A 21,018-nucleotide genomic window follows, 5' to 3' on the forward strand; every position below is an offset into this window, starting at 1 on the left:
GCTAGCCCTGCGCGTACAGGGCAATCATCGCTTGCATCAGCCGCGCCGCGCGTTCGTGCGGCTCCCCAGTCGCCAAGGCACGCGACGGCGCTTCCACGGCTATGGTCGCATGGGCCGGAAGCAGCGGGAGGAGCGCCCCGAGGCCGAACTCACCTTCACCGGGCAGCAGGCGGTCGAACACCGCTTCGTTGACGCGGTCATGCGGCGGCTCGATCGGGCCGTCGTTCAACTGGACATGGCGGATACGCTCAGGCGGCAGGCAGGCCACATCGTCCCAGCTTCCGCCGCTGCGGATAACGTGGAGCGTGTCGATGCACAGGCCCACCTCGGCGCCTAGGGAATGGGCAATCTCAAGCGCCTGTGAAGGCGACCGGATCGAGGATAGCGGATAGGGCTCGATAATGGCGGGAGCACCCGTCCGCTGGCAAATCTCCACCATGCGCGCCAGCGACTCCCGCAGCCGTGCATGATCCGGGTCGAGGCCCAATATATTGACGGTCCCGCCCAATTCGGCGGTCAGTTCGGCGCTGCTTTCCAGCAGCCCCCAATCGGGGTCGGCATCGAGCATGAAAGGCTCGATGACGCCTGCTCGCAGGCCGGTATCGCGCAATGCGGAAATCACCGCCTTGCGCCCCCTCTTGTCCAGGATGAGGTCAGGCGTCGGGCTGATCGGGATCGGGGTCACGAACAGGCTGACGGCGGTGAAGCCTGCACTGGCGGCGGCCTCGATCACCGTCAGGGCGTCGAGGTTCACCAGCGAAAGATGGTCCAGGCAAAAGCCATTCTGAGGAGGGGGCGTCATGAGAACCAGCCCCCTGCCACGCCCGAGAGTTCAGGCGTGAACGCCCCCGTCAACGCGCACGATTGCGCCATTCATGTGCCCTCCATCCTCACTCGCCAGCATGGCGATGACGCCCGCAATCTTGTCTGGGGTCGCAAATCCATTGATCGGGCCGAGATGATTATACAACTCCCAATCGGCGCCTTCCACCATGCCGGTTTGGACGCTGTTGGCGAGCGGCGTTTCGATGCCGCCCGGCGCGACAGCATTCACCCGCACGCCGCGCTTGACATATTCCCAGGCGAGGCTCTGGGTGTAAGCGGCGACCGCGCCCTTGCTGGCGGCATAGCCGGTGAGGAAGGGGTGGCCGAAATGGCTGGAGGTGGACGCGGCGTTGACGATGTTGCCCTTCGCCTTTTCCAGATGCGGCAAGGCTTCGCGACACATCAGGAATGTGCTGCCCATATTGACCGCGATGATGGACATGAAGGCTTCATAGTCGGTCGTTGCCGCATGGCTCGACCGGATGATGCCCGCCATGTTGACGAGGACGTCGAGTTGCCCGGCCTCTTCGACCCACTGCGCCACGATCGAGCGGGCAGTGGGTTCGTCAGCAACCGATCCAGCGCGGATGGCGATATCCGGCTGTTCCTGCCTTAGCGTTTCCAGCCCCTTCTCATCCAGATCCACCGCGAGCACCCGGCCACCCTCGGCGGCCAGACGGATCGCCGTCGCGCGGCCTATGCCAGACGCCGCACCGGTGACGATAATCGACTTGCCTGCAAAGCGGCGGCCAAGGTCCATTGTCTGCTCCTTAAGCCACTATGGCAGGGTGCGGGATGCGCGGATCGCCCAGCATCGCCCGATAGGATGGCGGGGTGCGCCCGCCAGCTTCGGTGATGCCATATCGCTGCGCAATCTCTGCCGTGATCAGCGTCTGGCCGTTCAGTTCGTCCCGGTTCGGATCGTCATGGATCGCGGCGATCACCCGGCCATTGAATTCGGGCGTCTCGGCATCGGCCATGAACTTCTCATATTGCTCAGGATGTTCAGACAGCGTGCGGGCGCTGCGCTCGGTGTGCAGAGGCCCCATCCAGAGCGCGATCGCCGCGACCCCGGTTCCCCGGAAATCCACGCCCATGTCAGCGGCGAACTTGTCCACGCCAGCCTTCTGCGCGCCATAAGCAGCGCCGTGCATATAGCAGACCGACCCGAAGGAGGAGGTAAAGGCAATGAGGCCGCTGCCAGCCGGAACCATCATGCGCGCGGCGTGCCAGCTCGCCAGATAATGGGACCGTAGGCCGACGTTCAATATATCGACGAGGCCGGGGGATTTTTCCCAGAAGGGGCCGGGCTTGACGAGGTCGTCATTCAGGGCGGCGACATTGTTGACCAATATGTCGAGCCTGCCGCTTTCGTCCCGCACACGTTCGAACAGGGCGGCAATCGCACCCTCGTCGGCATGATCGACCTGCACCGCGCGGCCCTCGCCACCTGCCGCATCGACCTGCGCCGCCGTCGCGCCGATGGTCCCGGGCAGTTCCGCATCGCCTTCGCGGACGGAGCGGCCCGTCACATAGACGCGATAGCCCTTCTCTCCCAGCGCCACCGCAATTCCGCGACCCGCGCCTCGGCTGGCTCCGGTGACGATCGCGACCGGACGTTCACTTCTCTCCATTTTATTTTCTCCTTATGCCGCCTGCGTGGAACTACGCTTATCAAGTGTGACATGCAGGCCATTGGTGCGCTTGTGCATGTCGGGGGTCTTGTCCCGCGAGTTGTAGAACTGCTTGTACCAGGTCCGAACTTTGCCATAGGGGCCGTCATTGGGGATGACGAGCGGGTTGAGGCACGCCCGCTTATTCTGCCAGATCTCGACATCCTGCGCGAAGGCTAGGCGGCTGCCTTCCTGATATTCCAGCGCGGCGGCGCGCAGCTCATCGGTGACGGGCGCGGAGCCGTCATTCACCTGCACCATCAGGCCATGCCAGACGCGGATCTTGCCATCCTCGATCGGCGTGTGGGTGATCATGATGAAGCTGTCGAACGTCCCGGCCATCTCCGATTGGAGGATCGAGGGGCCGGTGTACCAGGTGTCGAGCGTCAGCACATCTTCGGGATTGAGCGTCAGCGTGCGGTGCCCGGCGGCATAATATTGGTGGACGATATGGTCCTTGAACTCATTGGCGAAGTAGACAAAGTCCTTCGCGCCATGGATCGGGATGAAGTGGCCAAAGTCGGCCATGTTATCGACCACCTCGATCGGGTGGATGTCGAGATCGCCCATATAGTCGATCTTCCAGTTGACCCAGCCCGGCGCATCATAATGGCCGCCAAAGTCGGGCAGGTCGAAATTGGGTTCGAGCCCTTCGGGATCATGCCAGATCCAGATCGTGCCAGCGCGTTCCATCGCCGGGAAGGTCTTGAGCTTGGCTGCCTTGGGCACGAAGTCGGAATAGGGGATGTTCTTGCACTGGCCGTCGGGGCCATATTGCCAGCCGTGGAAGGGGCAGCGGATCGATTCGCCCTCCACCTGCTCGCCATCGCGCACGATATAGCTCGTCGTGTTCTTCGCCAGATGCGCGCCCATGTGCGGGCAATAGGCCTCCGTCACATAGACCTTGCCGCTCTCGCCCCGGTACATCACCATGTCCTGGCCCAGATAGCGCATCGCCTTGGGCGTGCTCGTCGCCTCAGCGCTCTCACCCACCATGAACCACCCACGCGGAAAGGTGAATTCACCCAGACGATAGTCCGACGATGTCGCCATTTCTTGATCCTCTCACTGCCCATGGCAAATTAGCAGCTAATGCGGCGAGTCACAGCCTCGCTTATAGCCTTTTTGAAATCTTCCTCTTTCTACGCAAAACATCATTATAAAGGCAAGATCATATGTTAAATGCGCGGTTCAACGCCGTTATGACTCTATGGATAACGAGGTAAACAGGATATGGCTGAATCCTCCCCACCCGGCGTGCCGGGACCTAACCAGGCGCACATGCGGGCCGCGCTTCAGGCCTATGTGGATCGGATCAACGCGGGCGATCGGGACGGCGTTCTCGCGCTGTTCGCGTCCAATGCGGTGATCGAGGACCCGGTCGGTTCTCCGCCCAAAACCGGCGAGGAAATCCGCGCATGGTTCAGCGACACGATCGCTTTTGACACATATATCCGACCGGTCGCACCGATCCGGGGATCGCATGCTAATGCGGCCGCGCTCGTGTTCGATGTGACGTTTCAACCGCCGGAAGGCCCGCGCCTGCTCATCAGGTCGCTGGATGTCTGCACGTTCGATGGAGAGGGAAAGATCACCAGCCTGAAGGCCTATTGGGGTCCGGAGGACATGGAACCAGCCCCCTGAACGGAGGCCATGAAAAAGGGGCGCCCTGACGGGACGCCCCTTCGTCCTACTCTTGCTGTCCGCTCGCGCTCAGGCGGCAACCAGCTCACGCGGCGCTTCGGCCGGATATTCGGCCGGGCCACCATAATCATAAGCGGCGTTCAATGCCTTGATGAAAACCGGATCGTTGATCGGATCGGTCGGCATCTCAATCTGGAAACCGCGCGAGCGGACATCCTTGATCAGCGTGTCGAACACCTGATCATAGCTGAGGTTATCAGACCCATCCATGTTCTTCTTAAGCTCGGCATAATCTTCGAACACTTCCGCCGACCAGTGGACCAGGAAGCGCAAATCGTCGGTATGATAACGCTCGATGACCTCGTCCCCGGTCTTTACCAGCCAGCCATCGGGGTTGCCCGGTTCGCCGCTGAACATGGAATCAAAGCCCAGCCCCTTCGGCTTGCGGCGCTCGATCGGGCCGTTGGCTTCGCCGCGATGGACGAGCATTTCGTTCTGCACAACGACGCCACGGTTATAGACGGGCGGTTGCAACCGCGCGGGCTTTTCCAGCGGACCCTTGGGCCAATAGGTGAAGCCGCTATTGGGATCATGGCTGAACCAGGTGATCACCTGAGCCATCTTGATCAGATAGTCCTGGAACAGGCCCGACCGGCCCATGATCGAACATAGCCATGTGGGCGAGTTTTCATAGCGAACGCCACGGAAGCTGGGCGAATCCAGATGACCCGGATCAGTATTGCCGCAGGGACCGTTCACGTTGAACAGCATCATCTGCGGCTTGGCATAATCAGCGTTCCAGTAAGACTTGGCATATTCCAGGAACGTCGGATTGTAGAAGGTATCCTGAATCTCCGGGTACATGCAGGTCGAATAATTGGCGTAGAAGCCGCGGAATGTCGGCGTCAGGAACATGTCGAGCGTCGGCTCGAACCCTTCCGGAAAACCGCCCGCGAAGGTGGCGATCAGAGATTCCGGCGTCGGAAAATGCTGCGCGATGATGAGCTTCCAGGCGCCGCTATGGACGACATCCAGCAGCCGCCGACGTTGATCCTCGGTGTATACGTTGCTTACCTCACGAGGCGGGGAAACAGGCTGCAGCATGTCGGACAACCGCCGCTTCTGCTCATTGCTCAACATGATTCTGCAACTCCTCTCCAAATGTCGGGCGAATCATTCCATCCGCCTTTGAATGCCGTAAAGTTATCGTATTATAACTTTTTGGTCAATCCTGGTTGGCACGGAAATGTCCATCGGCCCCGGTCGGGATGTTTTGCGTCACACAGGAAGGATAATGGCACGGTATCGACAGAAGATTGGCTGGCCGCGCGACAGGGATGATGGCACCTTCCTCCATCAAATAAGGAGAGGATGTGGCGCGATGACTGACGCCTTGAAAGGACCGATGGACAAGCGCGAGATTGAATCGCGGGCCGCCCAACGGCTGTTGTCCGGCCAGTCGTGGGAAGATTTCTGCGACGTCCTGAAAGTCGCCGGTAAAATGATAGACCGGTTCGGCGATGATCCGTCCGATCTGGACAGGGCAGAATGGTATCGTTTTCTGACGCGGGTCGCCCGGTCGAGCTTCGAGCGGCTGATCGAAAATGCCGAACCCACCCGGCCGCGCCTGCGCGACATGGTATGGCGCCAGTCGATCAACGTGCAGACGGTCGATCAGGACCATCTGATGTGCCAGTTCGATGAGGCCCGCGATTACCGGATCATCGGCACGCGCGGGACCATACCCTATTTCATCTTCGCCATATTGACCGCGCCAGCGCCCGACGATTTGGGCGCGCGTGATTGGGCGCAACTCGGCGTAGAGGGATTGAAACAGTTCGACCCTTCCAACCTGAAAACCACCGGCTTCCTGGGCAGTCAGCAGCTTCATATCGAAGATGACGGGACGTTCGAGATCATCCTGTCGCAAAATGATCCCGGCGAAGGCAAGAATTGGCTGAAGTTGCAACCCGATACCAACTGCATCCTCATCCGGCTGGTCTGGAGCGACCGGGAAAAGGAAATCGCTCCGGGCTTGCGGATCGAGCGGATGGATGGCGCGGCGCCTGAACCCGTGACGCCCGCGCTGATGGCGAACAATCTGGCATGGGCCGCGCAGGGCGTGCTGGGCTATGCGGAACTGGTGCGGAACTGGTGGAACGGCACACAGGGCAATTTCGCGGCGAAGCTGAACCGGCTGGATTATAGCCGCGCGCAATATCTGTCGAACGGTGGCGTGCCCGACCGCCACGTCGCCTTTGGCGGTTGGGAAAAGGGGCTGGACGAAGCGCTGGTGCTGGAATTCGTGCCGCCTGAGTGCGAATATTGGAACTTCCAGATCTGCAACATGTGGCAGGAAAATCTCGACACGTTCGAGGATGGCAACGGATGGGTGAACAACTACCGCTTCGTCGCTGAGCCTGATGGCCGGGTCCGTATCATCATCGCCGAGCGCGACCCCGGCCTCGGCGGCAACTGGGTGAATAGCTATGGGCATGGAAGGGGCATTTGGGGGCTTCGGCTGGTGCGAACCGAAAGCACGGCCGACGTCAATCTCTGGCGTCTACCGCTTGTCCGGCTGGAAGCAGAGGGGACGGGTGCGCTGGATCCAGGCGCGGCAATCCTGACCGGCCAGTTCGTGGATTGATGTCATGACTGTACGAACACTTGACCATGTGAACATCCGGACAGCCGACGTGCCCGGCACCGCCGCCTTCTTCCGCGACGTGCTGGGCCTTCGCGCCGATGTCGCGCCGGGGGCGGAGTCCATCGACAAGGGGTGCTGGATATATGATCCTGACGGTCGTCCGATCATCCATATCGGCCCTGTCGAGGGCCGCTATCCCAGTGATGATGCGTTTCCCTTCACCCCTGCGCGGGGCCGCGGCGCTGTGCATCATGTGGCGTTGGAATGCGACGACCTGCCCACGATGTTCGCGCGACTGGAAACCGCCGGTCTTGGCGTCGTGCGCAAGGATTATCCGCCGGCCAATCTCTGCCAACTATTCGTGGAAGAGCGGAACGGGATCATCCTGGAACTGAATTTCCGTCTGGATCAGGCATGACGCACGATCCGATGCTCATCCTGTCTGCCCCGCCCTTCATCCATGTTCCGCTGCTGGAACGGCTGGCGCCCGCTCGGGCAGCCGGGTTTTCCGCCATATCGCTGATGCCCGGCGACATCTGGGCTTTGGAAGAGGCGGGGATGAATGCCGCCGACATCGGCATGCGGATAGCGGATCATGGCTTGGCCGTGATGGAGATGGATTGCACGGCCTGTTGGCTGCCCAGCCATCGCAGCGCTGGGGGTGATGCCCCTATGGCCGCCCTGCTCCGCTCGATGACGCCCGACCGCGTTATGGAAACCGCCGCGCGCATCGGGTCACCCTCCGTCACGGCGGTGGAGATGATGGGCGTCACGCCGTCACTCGATGAGGCTGCGGAAGCCTTTGCCGAGTTGTGCGACCTGGCCGCCCGCCATGGCATGAAGGCGCATATCGAGTTCCTTCCCTTTGGCGGCATCCCTGACCTGGCGAGTGCTTGGGCGATCGTTCAGGCGGCGGGCAGGCCCAATGGCGGCCTGACCCTCGACAGCTGGCATTTCTTCCGCAGCGGGGCGAACTTTGATCTGCTGGAGCGCATTCCGGGGTCGCGCATCCACACTATCCAGATAAACGACGCGCCCGCGCAGCCGCAATCCGACCTGATGCACGAAACGATGACCGCCCGTCTTGTGCCGGGACAGGGCAGCTTTGACCTCACCCGTTTCATCCGCACGCTCGATCGAATCGGGGCGATTGCGCCTATTTCGGTCGAGATTTTTTCCGCTGCGACCAGTGCAGCGCCGATGGATGAAGCCATCGCCTCATGGGCGCCAGCAGCCCGCGACATCATCAGAAAGGCCAGAGAAGTACAATGAGTGGAGAAGAAATAGGCGCGGTCGTCGTAGGCACCGGCTTTGGCCTGTTCACGCATGTCGGGGCGCTGCGGGAGGCGGGCTTCGAGGTTCGTGCTATTGTCGGGCGCAACAGGGAACGCACGGCGGAGCGTGCGGCTCCCCTCGGCATCCCGCTGGCATCCGATAATCTGGAGCAGGTGCTCGCCGACGATCCGGCGATCCGCCTGGTGACGGTCGCGACGCCGCCGCACGCGCACTACACGCCGGTGATGCAGGCGATCGCCGCCGGACGTAACGTGATGTGCGAGAAGCCCTTTGCGCGCGATCTGGCGCAGGCGCGCGAGATGCTGGATGCAGCGAACAAGGCTGGCGTCGTCCACGCCCTGGGCGCGGAGTTCCGGTTCGACAGCGCGCAGGCGCTGCTGCGGCGCGTGGTGCAGGATGGCCTGATCGGCGATCCGCTGATGTTCAGCCGCATCTACCAGCAGCCGGGCACGGGCGAGGAAGAGCCTCTGGCCGATTGGTGGACCGATGCTGCGCAAGGCGGCGGCTTCCTGGGCGCTTTCGGCACGCACATGATCGATCAGGTTCGTTCGACCTTGGGAGAGATCGTGGCGGTCAACGCGATCTTGCGCAAGCTTTCCACGACCCGCCCCGCAATGACGTCCGACGACTATTATAATGTGCAATTCAGGACCGCGAGCGGATGCATGGGCGTGATAGAGGCGGCGATGAGCTTCCCCGGCCCGTTCGTCATGGCGACCAAGGTGGCAGGGACGAAGGGTGCCGCCTGGATTCAGTCCGGCAACGCCTTTGGCGATCCCGAAGAGGTGTGGATCAAGGACGGGAACGGCGCGCGGCAGGTTCCGATGCCTGCCGAACTGGTCAATCCAGCGCCCGAACCCTTTGCCGTCGCCGAGTTGATCCAGACGGAAATGGATCGCTGGCACACGCAGGGGTTCGATGTAGCGCCTTATGCCAAGCTGTTCCGCCAGATGAAGGCCAGGATCGAAGGGCGCACGCCGCCGCTGCCTGATCCGGCGGGCGATTTTCTTGATGCGGCGGCAGGACAGGCCGTGCTCGATGCTGCGCGCCTTTCCGCAGCGGAAGGCCGCTGGGTTGAAGTGGAGACTGTATGACGAACCCATCCTATGATTTTTCCGGGGCGCATGTCCTTGTCACTGGCGGCACCAGCGGCATAGGCGCCGCAGCAGCAGCTGCCTATCGCGAAGCAGGAGCGAATGTGACGATTACCGGCACGCGCGGCAGTGCCGACGAATATGGGGGCGACCTGTCCGGCTACCGCTATCTCCAGATGGACATAGAGGACGGCAAGAGCATCGACGCGGTGGCGGCCAGCCTGGATAAGCTCGACATTCTGGTGAACAACGCCGGGGTGGCGCTGCCCAGTCTCGGCCTTGACGAATATGAGCCTGATGTTTTCGCGCGCTCCGTCAACATGCTGCTGATTGGCGCTTTCCGCATGGCGCGGCAGAGCGCGGACCTGCTGGCTCAAAGCAACATGGCAGGCGGTGCAAGCGTCGTCGGCATCGCGTCGATGAGCAGCTATTTCGGCATTCCGATTGTGCCGGGCTATGGCGCTGCCAAGACCGGCCTGCTCGGCCTGACCCGAACGCTGGCGGTGAAATGGGGAGAGCGCGGTATCCGCGTCAACGCGGTCGCGGCAGGGCTGACTCGCAGCCGCATGACTGAGGGGACATTCGCGCAAGAGGATTGGATGGCGCCGACGCTCGCCAGAACGCCGCTGGGCCGTCCCGGTGCGCCCGAAGATATCGCCAATGCGATCCTTTTCCTTTCGAGCCCCGGCGCGGCCTGGATTACCGGTCAGACCCTGGCTGTTGACGGTGGCTATACAATCTCAGGCTGATTGCGCGCACATAGGCAGAAACGATAAGAGCCGGTCCTTACAGACCGGCTCTTTCGCTATGTCGTTCCTTTCGACCCGCGATCAATGCAGTTCGAAATTCTCCTTGGCGGGACCACGTGTCTGGTTCCACAGGTCCACCAGTCGCCACGGCCACGACAGGAACACGCGGCCCTTCGAGTTATTATAGTAGCTGTTCGCCCTCGGGTGGGTCCAGATCATGTTCTTCATCTGCTCTTCGACCTGCCCGTTCCAATGCTCGAAGGCCTGCTGCGTAGGTTCGACAGCACGAGCACCGGCTTCATTGACCCAGTCCAGGCATTCAATGATGTAGTTCACCTGCGCTTCGGAGATCAGGTTCTGCCCGGCCGCATGGTTGGGCGCGCTGTTGGGGCCGACCGTCATGAAGTAATTGGGATAGCCCGGCACCGTCACGCCCAGATAAGAGCGCGGATCGTCCTTGCCCCATTCGTCGCGCAGTGACCGGCCGCCCTTGCCATGGATTTCGAGCTTGCCCATCATGTTGGCGACGTCGAAGCCCGTGGCGCAGACGATGATGTCGAATTCATACTCCGTCCCGTCCTTCAGGCGGATGCCCTTGGGGGTGAAGCATTCGATGCCGCCCTGTTCCAGCGTGACATTGGGCTGCTTGAGCGCGTCCAGCCAGCCGGCGTCCAGAATGATGCGCTTGGAGAAGATCGGGAAGTCCGGCGTCATCTTTTCCTTAAGATCGGGGCGGTCGTGGAACTTCGCCTCAAGATGGGCTAGCGCCCACTGCCGCGCGCCTTCGTTCACGGCGGACACGGACGGGCTGTCGATCGGCCATTCGGGATCCTTGACGACATTGGCGTAGAGGCCGTCTGCCGCGAACCAATAGACGCGGAAACGGAACCATTCGCGGAAATGCGGGATGTAGCGCAGGGCGAACTTCATGCCCGGCGAGACTTCGTGATTGATCTCAGGATTGTAGATCGTCCAGTAGCGGGTGCGCTGGAATACGGTGAGTTCGCCGACCTGATCCGCGATCGCCCCGATCAACTGCGCGGCGCTGGCGCCAGTGCCGATGATGCCGACGCGCTTGCCTTCGATCCGCGTGGACGGATCCCAAGTGGCTGTGTGCATCATCTTGCCCTGGAACTCTTCGCGGCCGGGAATGTCGGGCCACTTCCAACGGTTAACCGGGCCATGGGCGTTGATGACGGCATTGGCGCGGATGACTTCTTCCGTGCCATCCTTGCCGCGAACGGTGACGTTCCAGACCGCTTCGGCATCGTCATAGCGCAGGGCAACCACTTCGGTGTTGAAGCGGATGTTGCGGCGCAGGTCATATTTGTCGGCTACGTGCAGCAGGTACTTCTGCATGTCGACGCCCTTGGGATGATAATGGGTCCATTCGGGCGTGATTTCGAAGGAATAGGAATAGAAGTGGCTGGGCGTATCGACGCCGACACCTGGATAGCGGTTTTCGTACCAGGTGCCGCCGACTTCGGGGTTCTTTTCGATCACGATATGCTCGTAACCGCCTTCTTCCAGCTTCAGCGAGGCAGCAAGGCCGGTCATGCCCGCGCCGATTACCAGCACCTTGAAACCGGGCTGGGGCGGCGTGCGCCCTTTAATTTCCTTACGGGGTTTGGGCAGCTTGAAACCGATCTGGTCGAACAGAAGGGGCAGGAATTCGTCGGCCACTTCTTCGGCCACGCCGACGCTCATCATCCGCTTCATCAGCGCTTCGGAAGGATCGTCCTCCCGCGCCGCGCCCGGCGTGGTCAGCACGTGCAGCAGCTTGGCGCGCAGTTCGTGCAGATATTCGGCCGGAATGTCGGTGCCAGGGACGGAGAAAGGCGGTTTGATATAGTTGCCGAAAATGTCCAGCATCGCCGCGTCGTGGGTCAGATGCACATAGACCATCAGCAGCGTCTGGATATTCGCTTCCTCCAGCGCGACGCGCAGTTCTTCGCTATCGGGCAGCGGCAGGCTGCGATCGTGCCAGTCCCGTGCCATTACCGCGCCATCGACATGTTCAGCCATCGTCCTAGGGTCCTCTCCGACTCACTATATTTGTAAGTGAATGCTCACTTGTGGATAATAGGGGCTGCTTTTTGAGTCAAGCAACCCTGCCTTCACAGCCCGAGCACCCTTGAAGAAAGGTGCGCACAGCCCTCCCGACATGAGCCGCACATTCCGTTTCATCCGGGAGCGCAGCGTCGATCAGCAGATAATTATGAACCGGCATCAGGAGCATGGAGAGCAGCAACTTCGCCGCTACCATATTGTCCCCTTTCGCGACCCCAGCACGCTCAAGATGGCTAGCCAAGGGAAGGATAAGATAATCATCCTGGCTCTGCCGGATCATGGGTCCAAATTCGGTAAACTCATGCGCTTCCCGCAACAACAGCCGCGCCATGCCGACAGTCGATGGCCTGGTGAACTCCGTCAGCAACGCGACGCCAAAAGTTCGTAGATCAGCTTCCGGCTCGGCAGGATCGCTGAATTGGGGCAAGGGAAAACGCTCTACCCCAGCGGCAAGGCAGGCCCGGAAAAGGGCCGCCTTGTCTTCATGCCAAAGGTAGAGGGAGCGCTTCGACACGCCTGCCGCCTGCGCGATCGCGTCCATGGTGACCGCACGATAGCCTTGGCGGATGAACTCCTCGCGCGCGATCTGGAGCAAACGACGCTTCTTCGCGAGCGTCTGGTCTGCCCGGCCTATCCGCGTCGGGAGAGGCACTGATTTCCCTTCAGCAGATGCGGGTGCGGGCGTCCCCATCAGGCCTCATGCCGTACTGGAAAGCGGTCATAGTAAAAGGCGAAACGTTCCCGAGCGGCGGCTTCGTTCAGGCCGAACACGCCCTCCAGATCATAGACTACCTTGCCATGTTTGTTGCGCGGATTTTCGTTGAGATAGCCAAGCAATTGGCTCTCCACCTGCGGCGTCAGTTGCAATCCCGCCAGCGCGTAAACCTCCCGCATCACCCGTTCCTGATCCGCCATATATTCGTGGAACAACAGGTCGACCGATTGTTCCGGACCCCATGCGTCCCGCTGATCGACACAGGCGCGCAGCAACCGCTCGATCCGGTCCAGCCAGAGGCGGGCAAGCGCAGGAGGATCGATCGGGTCGCGGCGGATACGGTCGCTATAGCCAAGCATGGTGGTCAGCGACCGAAGAACAGCGATGGGATCGCGATGCGTGATGACCATCGTCGCATCGGGGAAAATAGCCTTGATCGCGGCCAGATTTTCCATGTGTTGCGGTGATTTCAGCAGCCAGCGATTGGGGCCGCGATGCCAAGTCAGCACCTGTAGCACCTTCTTTTCATAGGCATAGCTGGGCGTGCGGTCATGAGCGAAATAATGGTCGATCCATCGCGGAATGCGCGACTGGAATTCCCAGCTGTAACAATTGAGGTCCATGTAGAGCAGTTCATTATCCTCATGGATCGATGCTGCATCCATGCCGTGCATCGCCGCCATGTGGGGCAGCATCGCCTCGAACGCCCCCCATAGCTCCGCGCTGCGGGTTATACGCGGGTCAACTTCGCCGGGCGTAAGTTCGCGCACTTGAACGGGCTCCTCTGCCTCCCAGAGCGTCAGCGACCGCAACCGCTCATCGCGGGCGAGCCAGTTGACGAGGTGCGTCGTGCCTGAACGCGGCAGCCCCGCGATGAACAGCGGACGATCGATCTGGATGTCGAGGATTTCAGGATGTCGCTTGACGATATCCTCGATCCGCAGGCGGTTCACCATCACCCGGACAAGATGATCGAGCAGGGTGATACGGCCACCGCGTGTCAGGCCTTCATCCTCCTCCCACGCCTGAAGCGTCACCGCCATGCGTTCGCGGAAGCTCTGATCCTCACCAAAATCATCAAGGCCGCCGGAATTGGCGATGGCCTGGGCCAGAACCTGATCCACCGTCATACGGTCGGGCCGGTCGGCGGGTCCCCGGCGGGCCGCCTCGATCATTGGCGTGATAACCGGGTCCGCCATGTCGTCGATATGAATTTCCTGCGGCTCGAGCTGCATGGTTTCGCTCATTTTTGATCCTTCTCAGCGTGTAGCGTGGCGCAAGCCCGCTTCACGCAGTCTGGGGGAAAGTGACGATGACCTTGGCCGACGCTTCGGTGTCCGCCGCGATGCGGAAGGCCTCATCCAATTTGTCGAACGCGATACGATGGCTGATCAACGGATCGACATTGATCTCGCCGCTCGCCAGCATCTGGAGGCACTCGTTGAATTCATCCTCCCGGTCGGTCGCAATCGATCCGGAAATGCTGAACTCATTGGCCATCATCTTCCACAGATTGACCGGCATCGGCTTTTTGTGGAGCGCGACGATCACGATCCGCGCGCGGAATTTGGCGACGTCGAGCAACTCAGCCAATGGCGGCTGCGCTCCGGCGGCGTCGATGATGACATCCGTTCCGACAAAGGGCATGCCGAACCTCTCACCGGTTCCGTGCGCCTTCCCGATCGCATCGACTAGCGGTTCGCGCGAGGGATTGACGGTGATCGCAGCGCCAAGCTGACGAGCGCGTTCGAGCCGCGCGTCCGACAGGTCGGCGATCAATATGTCCTTCACGCCACGATGGCGAAGGCAGATGATGGTGCACAGGCCGATCGGACCCGCGCCGAGTATCACCACCTTGTCGCCCGGCTGTACCCGACCGATGTTCACGCCGTGCAAGCCCACGGACAGAGGCTCGGCCAGCGCTGCTTTTTCAAGCGGCAAGCTATCGGGGATAGGGCAGATGTCGGCGCCAGCGCGGGCGTGCGGAACTAGGATGAACGGAGCGAAGGCGCCCGTCGGCCCGCCCCCACCGATCAGACCGGCATCGGGATTGACGGCGCAGCGCTGACCCGGCCGAATGCCATGCACTTGCGCGCCCACCTTTTCCACGACGCCCGCAAATTCATGGCCAATGGGCAGGGGTTCAACGAGCGGCGCGCCGCCGCCCAAGCCACCTGCGGCAACATAGCCCAGGTCGCTGCCACATACGCCGATGGCGCCGATGCGCACCAGCACATCATGGGGACCGACGACCGGCATGTCGACCTGATCGACGCGCATGTCACCAACGCCATGAACGCGCGCCAGCGGCATGGTTGCGGAATTTTGCTGATCCGGATTCGCGCCCGCTCCTTGGGAATCGCTCATGGCGTCCTCTCCTCACTTTTTGTTCGGCGAAATTGGTAAACCAATCAGTTTCCGAGTCAAGAAGAGAAGCGGCTAGAGTCTTTCCGATGTTGAATGAATCGTTGGGGATTTCCAGACGGTTGGAAGTGTGATTCAAGGTGGCCACTGGTGAGGAGGCCAGCATGGATGAGGCCATTATCACAGGATTTGCGGGTTCGGTTTTGTCGGGCTCTGGATCGAGGCATGTCGGCGCGGGGGGCTGCGCGGTTGCTGGAGGTGAGCCCGGCCACGGGGGTTCGCTGGGCGCAGTCATGGCGAACGCGCGGGTCTGTTGAGCCGGGCAAGGTCGGCGGTCACATGCTCCCGTTGCTGGCGCGTGAGCGCGAGTGGTTGCTTGCGCGGATCGAGCAGAAGAAGGACCTGACGCTGCACGAGTTGCTGGCCCAGCTGCGTGAAGAGCGTGGTGTGGTGGTCTGCTGCGACACGCTGTGGCGGTTCATGGGCCGCTTGGGCAAGACGTTTAAAAAAAGACGCTCTTCGCCAAGGAACAGGACCGGCCCGACGTCATCCGACGCCGCAACCGCTGGCGCTGGGTCCAGCGCTGGGTAGATCCCAAGCGCATGGTCTTCATCGACGAGACCTGGGCGAAGACCAACATGACCCGCACCCATGGCTGGCATCACCGGGGCGAGCCGCTGATCGACAAGGTGCCGCATGGCCACTGGAAGACGCTGACCTTCATCGCTGGCCTCAGGCATGATGGCATCGTGGCCCCTTGCGTCCTCGATGGCCCGATAAACGGCGAGAGCTTCACCGCGTGGGTCGAGCAGTTCCTGATCCCCGCGCTGGAACCCGGCAGCATCATCGTGGTCGACAATCTCGGCAGCCACAAAGGCAGCCGCGTGCGCAAATTGCTCAAGGCGGCGGGCATCAGGCTGTTCTTCCTGCCGCCCTACTCGCCCGACCTGAACCCCATCGAGGAGATGTTCTCCAAGCTCAAGCGTCTGCTCCGCAAGGCCAACGAACGCACCGTCGAGGCAACATGGCGACGCATCGGAAAACTGCTCGACCACTTCCCGCCCGCAGAATGCGCCAATTACATCCGTGGAGCCGGATATGCCTCAATCTAAGTCAGAAAGACTCTAACGGCGGACCGAGTGCAGGGCGAACAAAAACTGCCCCGCACCTTTTGACAGGTACGGGGCAGCATCATTCGATCAGCATTAGGCAGCCCCTTCACGCCGGGGCACGACGGCTATTTCATCCGATCTTTGCAGAGATGAGGAAGGGCCTGAGGTAAGCTTCCATGCCTTCGCTGCCGCCTTCGGACCCCATGCCGCTGTCGCCGACGCCACCAAAGGGCGTTTCCGGCATCGCCATCGCGAAATGGTTGATGCCCAACATGCCCGCATGGATTCCTTCGGAAATCTTGCGTTCGGTGCTCATGCTGTTGGTGAAGGCATAGGACGCAAGACCATAAGGGAGCCGGTTCGCCTCCGTCAGCGCGGCGTCGATGTCGTCTACCGGCATCACGAGCATGAGGGGACCGAACGGCTCCTCATTCATCGCGTCCATTTCGGGCGTCATCCCCGACAGGACGGTCGGCTGGAAGAAATAGCCGCGATTGCCGATGCGCGACCCGCCGGTTTCGATCTTCGCACCGCGTTGCACCGCGTCCGCCGCCAGCGCCTCGATCTTGGAAAGCTGGCCTGCTGTCGTTAGCGGCCCCATCTGCGTGTCCGCAGCCATGCCATCACCGACGCGCAGCTTACTGGCCACCTCGGCCACGCCCGCGACGAAATCGGCATAGAGCGGCTTTTCAACCAGGAAGCGCGTGGGCGAGACGCAGACCTGCCCCGCATTGCGGAACTTGAACTCCGCCGCCAGCGGAACGACCGTGGCAAGATCGGCATCACGCGCAACGATCACCGGATTATGTCCGCCCAGTTCCATCGTCACCTTCTTCAGGTGCTGCCCGGCCGCACTCGCCAGTAAGCGACCGACGCGGGTCGATCCGGTCAGCGTCACCTTGTGGATTTCCGGCGCAGCGCAAAGGGTGGCGGAAATCGCAGCCGGGTCACCCCAGATCACGCTGATCGCGCGGGGTGGCAGGCCAGCAGCCAGCAGCGCCCGACCGATGCGCCACCCGGCGCTCGGCGTTTCTTCGGCGCACTTCAGCACGACCGAACATCCTGCCGCCAGTGCCGGTGCGACCTTCTGCATGACGGTCCATGCCGGGAAGTTCCACGGCGTGAACGCGGCCACGGGACCAACGGGGCGGCGCTGTACCGCCCAGCGCATGTCGTTCGCCCGCGTGGGGATCAGACGGCCATAAGCGCGGCGGCCTTCTTCCGCATACCAGTCGAGCAGATCCGCGGACCCCAGCCATTCGCCCCGCGCCTGCGCCAGCGGCTTGCCGCCCTCGCGCGTCATTTCTGCGGCGGCTTCGTCAGCCTCAGCGCGCATCAGGTCGGCGGCGCGGCGCAGGACCTTACTGCGTTCGAAGGGCGAGATGGCGGACCATTGCGCGAAGCCTTCAACCGACAGCCGGGCTGCTTCAGCCGCTTCTTCAGCCCCGCAGGACGGCAGCGTTGCGATCAGTTCTTCGGTAGCCGGGTTGACCAGTTGCATCGTGCCGAGCGAACCTTGGCTGCGTTCCTGACCATCGATGATGGGGCGTGGCGTCGAATTGGTCATATGCAGGGTTCTCCAGGTCTTGGGTGCGCTGCAAAGCTCAATTCCTTGACGATCAGCGGCGCATGGGTTGGCGGCTTCTTACCCTTCCTGATCGGTAGGGGGAAGGTCCGGCCGCCGACGAAAGGCGCGGTTCAGGCGCCCCGAATGAAATCAGCGGTCGGCGACGCAGCGGCCGCTAGCCTCAACTCACCCAATATGCCCGCCCAATAGCTTTCCGACCCATCAGCCAGACGCCAACCATGCAGGCGGCGGGTGAGCAATTGCAGGTCATATTCCTCGCTGATGCCGATCGCTCCATGAACCGCATGGGCGATCGCCGCGACCTGACCTGCGGCGAGGCTCGTGCCATGCTTGGCGATTGCGGCGTCGGCAAGCTTTGGCTGAAGTCCCGAGCGCGCGCCGATGGCGGCGGCGATGCGGGCAGCCACGGCCTGTTCGGCGAGGACGGACAATTGCTGCTGCACTGCCTGCTGCTTGCCGATGGGCTTGCCGAACTGGACGCGTTCATTGGCATAGGCAACGGTCATTTCCATGACCCGCCCAGCCGCGCCGGAGATGAGCTCCGCCCGCAGCACAGCAGCGACGGGGCGCAATGCAACCCCGTTCAGCCCCGAAGCATAGGCGTCCGCATCATGGGGAATGCCGGTTGGTTCGACCTTTGCGGCGGTCAGCACCGGCGCGTCGGGGGTGCCCGACAAAAGGTGCGAGGCGACTGCGGCGAAGGGCACTGCGCCAGCGCCCGTGGCGATCGCGATCGGACCTTCGGGTGCATCAAGGCCAGCTGCGGCGAGTAGTGCGCGGGCGATCATCGTATCGCCCACCGGCAGCGGCACGGCGTGGCGGCCGAGCAAGGCGATCAGTGGCGCCGCGTCCTCCAACGAGAGCCCTGCCCCGCCCGACTCTTCGGCGACGAGGGCGTCAAGAAAGCCGGATTCGACAAAGGCATTCCACATCGCGCTGCTGTCGCCGCCCTGCTCGATCTCGCGGATCGCGGCGGGGGTGCAGATATCTTCGATCAGACGGGCGAAGGGATCGATCAGTTCGGACATGTCCATGAAGTGGCTCCCTTCAGCGCAGGCCAAGGCCGCGGGCAATGATGCCGCGCAGGATTTCACGCGTGCCGCCACGCAGCGAGAAGCTGGGCGCGATATGGGTGACGTAAAGCAAAGTGCGGTAGAGTTCAGGATCGACCGGCTCGTCCGGATTGGCGGCCAGATCGTCACCGATCAGCTGCGGCACGGCCTGTTCGAAGCTGGTGCCGAGGTCCTTCATCAGCGACGCTTCAACGACCGGGCTTTCACCCGCCACCAGTCGGGCGGTAACGGCCAGCGACATTTCGCGCAGCACCGCCTGCTGCGCCATCAGTGATCCGACGAGGCGGAGCGTAGCGCTGTCCTTGCGACCGACCGCTTCGAGATGGCGGACCCAGGCGTCGATCAGCACGACGGAGGAATAGATGCGCTCTGGCCCGCTGCGTTCGAAGGCGAGTTCGGCCGTGACCTGCTTCCACCCCTGCCCTTCCGCGCCGATCAGCGCGTCGGGGGCGAGGCGGACGTCTTCGAAGAAGACTTCGGCGAAATGCGCGTCGCCGGTGAGGTCGACAATCGGACGGATGGTGATGCCGGGGGCTTTCAGATCGACGATCAGCTGCGACAGGCCCTGCTGACGGTCAGCGCTGGTGCCCGAGGTGCGAACCAGGGCGATCATATAATCGCTGTGCATCGCGTTGGTGGTCCAGATCTTCTGGCCATTGAGCAACCAGCCGCCGTCGGCCTGCTGATCGGCGCGGCTGCGGACGCTGGCGAGGTCGGAGCCTGAACCCGGCTCGCTCATGCCGATGCAGAAAAGCGCTTCGCCCTTCGAGATGCGGGGGAGGTAGAAGCGGCGCTGTTCTTCGGTGCCGTAATGCAGGATGAGCGGGCCGCTTTGACGGTCGGCGATCCAGTGACCGGCGACAGGTGCGCCTGCGGAGAGCAGTTCTTCCACCACGACGAAGCGGGTGAAGGGACCGCGGCCGACGCCGCCATATTCCTTGGGCAGCGAGAGGCCGAGATAGCCTGCTTGTCCCAGCTTTCGGCTGAAGGCGGCGTCGAAGCCCTGCCAGGATCGGGCGCGGCGGTGGACCGGCAGTTCGGCGATGGCTTCCTGAATGAGCGCGCGGAGGGCGGGGCGGATTGCCTCATCTTCGGGCGGCAGGGCGGAAAGGGTGAGTGTTTCGAACAAGCCGACCTCGTGAAACCAAGAAGGAAGTGGCGAGTAAATCGCGTTTTGTGACTTTATAGTCCAATATCGAATTTTGGTTATTCGATATTCAATGGCTATCGGAGGCGATGGCGGCGAAGTTTTTGGCGAGGGGGTTGGCTGCTTCGCGAGGCAAAGCAACACCTGTCAGGACCGGCACTTTCGTCGCCAGGCGGACGAGGCGGACGCCCTGGGGGACCGAGCCTGCAGCGCGGGAGGGGACCAGCGCCACGCCGAGGCCGGAGCGGACCAGGGCGAGAACGGCGCTCAGTTGCGCGGCTTCCTGGGCAACGATGGGCATGAAGCCGGCCTTTTGACAGGCGGTGAGCGTGATCGAATGGAGGACGCTGATGCGGCTTTGCAGGATGAAGGGCTGTTGCGCCAGATCGCCAAGGGCCACGCTTTCGGAGTCGGCGAAGGGGCTGCCTTCGGGCAAGGCCGCATGCAGTTCGTCCGGGTCGATGACCTGCGTGTCCACGGCCGCGATCTGAAGCAGCGGCAGGCGGACGAGCCCGACGTCCAGCTCGGCGGCGGCGAGTTTTCGCGCGATTTCGGCGCTGGTCGCTTCCTCCAGCACCAGTTCGACGGCCGGGTAGCGGCGGCGATATTCGGCGATGAGGCGGGGTAGCAATTCGAAGGTGGCCGATCCGACGAAGCCCACCCGCAATTGACCGCGTTCCCCCGCCGCACCCTCCCGCGCCGCTTCCCGGAAGCGATCCGCCTGCGCCAAGGTTGCCCGCGCCATGTCGAGCGAGGCGCGGCCCGCCGCCGTCAGCGTGACGCCGCGCGCGCTTCGCACGAAGAGGGCGGCGCCCAGTTCGTCCTCCAGCTTGCGGATGGCGACCGTCAGCGGTGGCTGCGACATGTTGAGCCGCTCGGCAGCACGGTGGAAGTTGCCGGTGTCGGCGAGCATGACGAAATAGCGGAGCTGGCGCAGTTCCATGATAGCTTCCATATATCGAACAATCGAAAATCAATATTAGCTTGATAGGGAGCGAGCGCCTAGCGTCCCACGATCTTT

Annotated in this window: 20 protein-coding genes; 7 read left to right on the forward strand and 13 right to left on the reverse strand. The window is 62.2% G+C overall.

Annotated features, from left to right (window positions below; all coding sequences use genetic code 11):
- Position 1: 1 nt before the first annotated feature.
- Genes ACZ5YV_RS16030 through ACZ5YV_RS16045 form a run of 4 tightly spaced genes read right to left on the reverse strand, consistent with a single transcriptional unit; the run spans position 2 to position 3,551 of the window.
- Positions 2-802: a sugar phosphate isomerase/epimerase family protein gene (locus ACZ5YV_RS16030; RefSeq protein ID WP_464789381.1), complete on the reverse strand. Its 801-nt coding sequence runs from the start codon at positions 800-802 to the stop codon at positions 2-4.
- Between the two features lie 30 nt (positions 803-832).
- The gene (locus ACZ5YV_RS16035) at positions 833-1,585 is read right to left on the reverse strand and encodes an SDR family NAD(P)-dependent oxidoreductase (protein ID WP_464789382.1); all 753 of its coding nucleotides are present in this window, start codon (positions 1,583-1,585) and stop codon (positions 833-835) included.
- Between the two features lie 10 nt (positions 1,586-1,595).
- The gene (locus ACZ5YV_RS16040; RefSeq protein ID WP_464789383.1) at positions 1,596-2,459 is read right to left on the reverse strand and encodes an SDR family NAD(P)-dependent oxidoreductase; all 864 of its coding nucleotides are present in this window, start codon (positions 2,457-2,459) and stop codon (positions 1,596-1,598) included.
- Positions 2,460-2,471: 12 nt separating this feature from the next.
- On the reverse strand, positions 2,472-3,551 hold the full coding sequence (locus ACZ5YV_RS16045; protein WP_464789384.1) for a Rieske 2Fe-2S domain-containing protein: 1,080 nt from the start codon (positions 3,549-3,551) through the stop codon (positions 2,472-2,474).
- Positions 3,552-3,731: 180 nt separating this feature from the next.
- Here ACZ5YV_RS16045 and ACZ5YV_RS16050 point away from each other — a divergent pair, with 180 nt between their 5' ends.
- Positions 3,732-4,142 (forward strand): nuclear transport factor 2 family protein, encoded by a 411-nt coding sequence (locus ACZ5YV_RS16050; protein ID WP_464789385.1) that lies wholly within the window; start codon positions 3,732-3,734, stop codon positions 4,140-4,142.
- A 69-nt stretch (positions 4,143-4,211) separates the two neighbouring features.
- Here the strand turns inward: ACZ5YV_RS16050 and ACZ5YV_RS16055 are convergent, their stop codons facing one another.
- A complete protein-coding gene (locus tag ACZ5YV_RS16055; RefSeq protein ID WP_464789386.1) occupies positions 4,212-5,282 on the reverse strand; it encodes a hypothetical protein in 1,071 nt (356 codons plus the stop codon).
- A 241-nt stretch (positions 5,283-5,523) separates the two neighbouring features.
- On the opposite strand from ACZ5YV_RS16055, the gene ACZ5YV_RS16060 reads away from it, so the two are divergent.
- Genes ACZ5YV_RS16060 through ACZ5YV_RS16080 form a run of 5 tightly spaced genes read left to right on the forward strand, consistent with a single transcriptional unit; the run spans position 5,524 to position 9,928 of the window.
- On the forward strand, positions 5,524-6,789 hold the full coding sequence (locus ACZ5YV_RS16060) for a DUF1214 domain-containing protein (protein ID WP_464789387.1): 1,266 nt from the start codon (positions 5,524-5,526) through the stop codon (positions 6,787-6,789).
- Between the two features lie 4 nt (positions 6,790-6,793).
- Complete coding sequence (locus tag ACZ5YV_RS16065; protein WP_464789388.1) at positions 6,794-7,207, forward strand: VOC family protein; 414 nt, start codon at positions 6,794-6,796, stop codon at positions 7,205-7,207.
- Positions 7,204-8,061 carry a sugar phosphate isomerase/epimerase family protein gene (locus ACZ5YV_RS16070; protein ID WP_464789389.1) on the forward strand — a complete coding sequence of 286 codons (858 nt, stop codon included), beginning with the start codon at positions 7,204-7,206 and terminating at the stop codon, positions 8,059-8,061. The genes ACZ5YV_RS16065 and ACZ5YV_RS16070 overlap by 4 nt, the downstream gene beginning before the upstream one ends.
- The gene (locus ACZ5YV_RS16075) at positions 8,058-9,179 is read left to right on the forward strand and encodes a Gfo/Idh/MocA family protein (RefSeq protein ID WP_464789390.1); all 1,122 of its coding nucleotides are present in this window, start codon (positions 8,058-8,060) and stop codon (positions 9,177-9,179) included. The genes ACZ5YV_RS16070 and ACZ5YV_RS16075 overlap by 4 nt, the downstream gene beginning before the upstream one ends.
- Positions 9,176-9,928 carry an SDR family NAD(P)-dependent oxidoreductase gene (locus ACZ5YV_RS16080; RefSeq protein ID WP_464789391.1) on the forward strand — a complete coding sequence of 251 codons (753 nt, stop codon included), beginning with the start codon at positions 9,176-9,178 and terminating at the stop codon, positions 9,926-9,928. The genes ACZ5YV_RS16075 and ACZ5YV_RS16080 overlap by 4 nt, the downstream gene beginning before the upstream one ends.
- Positions 9,929-10,009: 81 nt before the next feature.
- Here the strand turns inward: ACZ5YV_RS16080 and ACZ5YV_RS16085 are convergent, their stop codons facing one another.
- The 4 genes from ACZ5YV_RS16085 to ACZ5YV_RS16100 form a co-directional block, all read right to left on the reverse strand.
- A complete protein-coding gene (locus tag ACZ5YV_RS16085) occupies positions 10,010-11,953 on the reverse strand; it encodes a flavin-containing monooxygenase (protein WP_464789392.1) in 1,944 nt (647 codons plus the stop codon).
- Between the two features lie 76 nt (positions 11,954-12,029).
- Complete coding sequence (locus ACZ5YV_RS16090) at positions 12,030-12,650, reverse strand: TetR/AcrR family transcriptional regulator (RefSeq protein WP_464789393.1); 621 nt, start codon at positions 12,648-12,650, stop codon at positions 12,030-12,032.
- 38 nt (positions 12,651-12,688) lie between these two features.
- Positions 12,689-13,960, reverse strand: a complete 1,272-nt coding sequence (locus tag ACZ5YV_RS16095) for a sulfotransferase family protein (protein ID WP_464789394.1) — start codon at positions 13,958-13,960, stop codon at positions 12,689-12,691.
- A gap of 40 nt (positions 13,961-14,000) precedes the next feature.
- Entirely contained in the window at positions 14,001-15,080 is a 1,080-nt protein-coding gene (locus ACZ5YV_RS16100) for a zinc-dependent alcohol dehydrogenase (RefSeq protein ID WP_464789395.1), read from the reverse strand.
- Between the two features lie 165 nt (positions 15,081-15,245).
- Between ACZ5YV_RS16100 and ACZ5YV_RS16105 the strand changes: the two genes are divergently transcribed.
- Positions 15,246-16,189 (forward strand): IS630 family transposase gene (locus ACZ5YV_RS16105; RefSeq protein ID WP_464786945.1). Its coding sequence is split into 2 segments (ribosomal slippage): positions 15,246-15,581 and positions 15,584-16,189, totalling 942 coding nucleotides; the frame shifts between segments, so codons are not numbered across the junction.
- Between the two features lie 130 nt (positions 16,190-16,319).
- On the opposite strand, the gene ACZ5YV_RS16110 is transcribed toward ACZ5YV_RS16105, so the two are convergent.
- The 4 genes from ACZ5YV_RS16110 to ACZ5YV_RS16125 form a co-directional block, all read right to left on the reverse strand.
- Positions 16,320-17,756 carry an NAD-dependent succinate-semialdehyde dehydrogenase gene (locus ACZ5YV_RS16110; protein ID WP_464789396.1) on the reverse strand — a complete coding sequence of 479 codons (1,437 nt, stop codon included), beginning with the start codon at positions 17,754-17,756 and terminating at the stop codon, positions 16,320-16,322.
- A gap of 131 nt (positions 17,757-17,887) precedes the next feature.
- Entirely contained in the window at positions 17,888-18,811 is a 924-nt protein-coding gene (locus ACZ5YV_RS16115) for an acyl-CoA dehydrogenase family protein (RefSeq protein WP_464789397.1), read from the reverse strand.
- Between the two features lie 13 nt (positions 18,812-18,824).
- Entirely contained in the window at positions 18,825-19,979 is a 1,155-nt protein-coding gene (locus ACZ5YV_RS16120) for an acyl-CoA dehydrogenase family protein (RefSeq protein WP_464789398.1), read from the reverse strand.
- 88 nt (positions 19,980-20,067) lie between these two features.
- A complete protein-coding gene (locus ACZ5YV_RS16125) occupies positions 20,068-20,940 on the reverse strand; it encodes a LysR family transcriptional regulator (RefSeq protein ID WP_464789399.1) in 873 nt (290 codons plus the stop codon).
- Positions 20,941-21,018 lie beyond the last annotated feature (78 nt).

This window comes from Sphingobium sp. TomTYG46 (assembly GCF_055396345.1).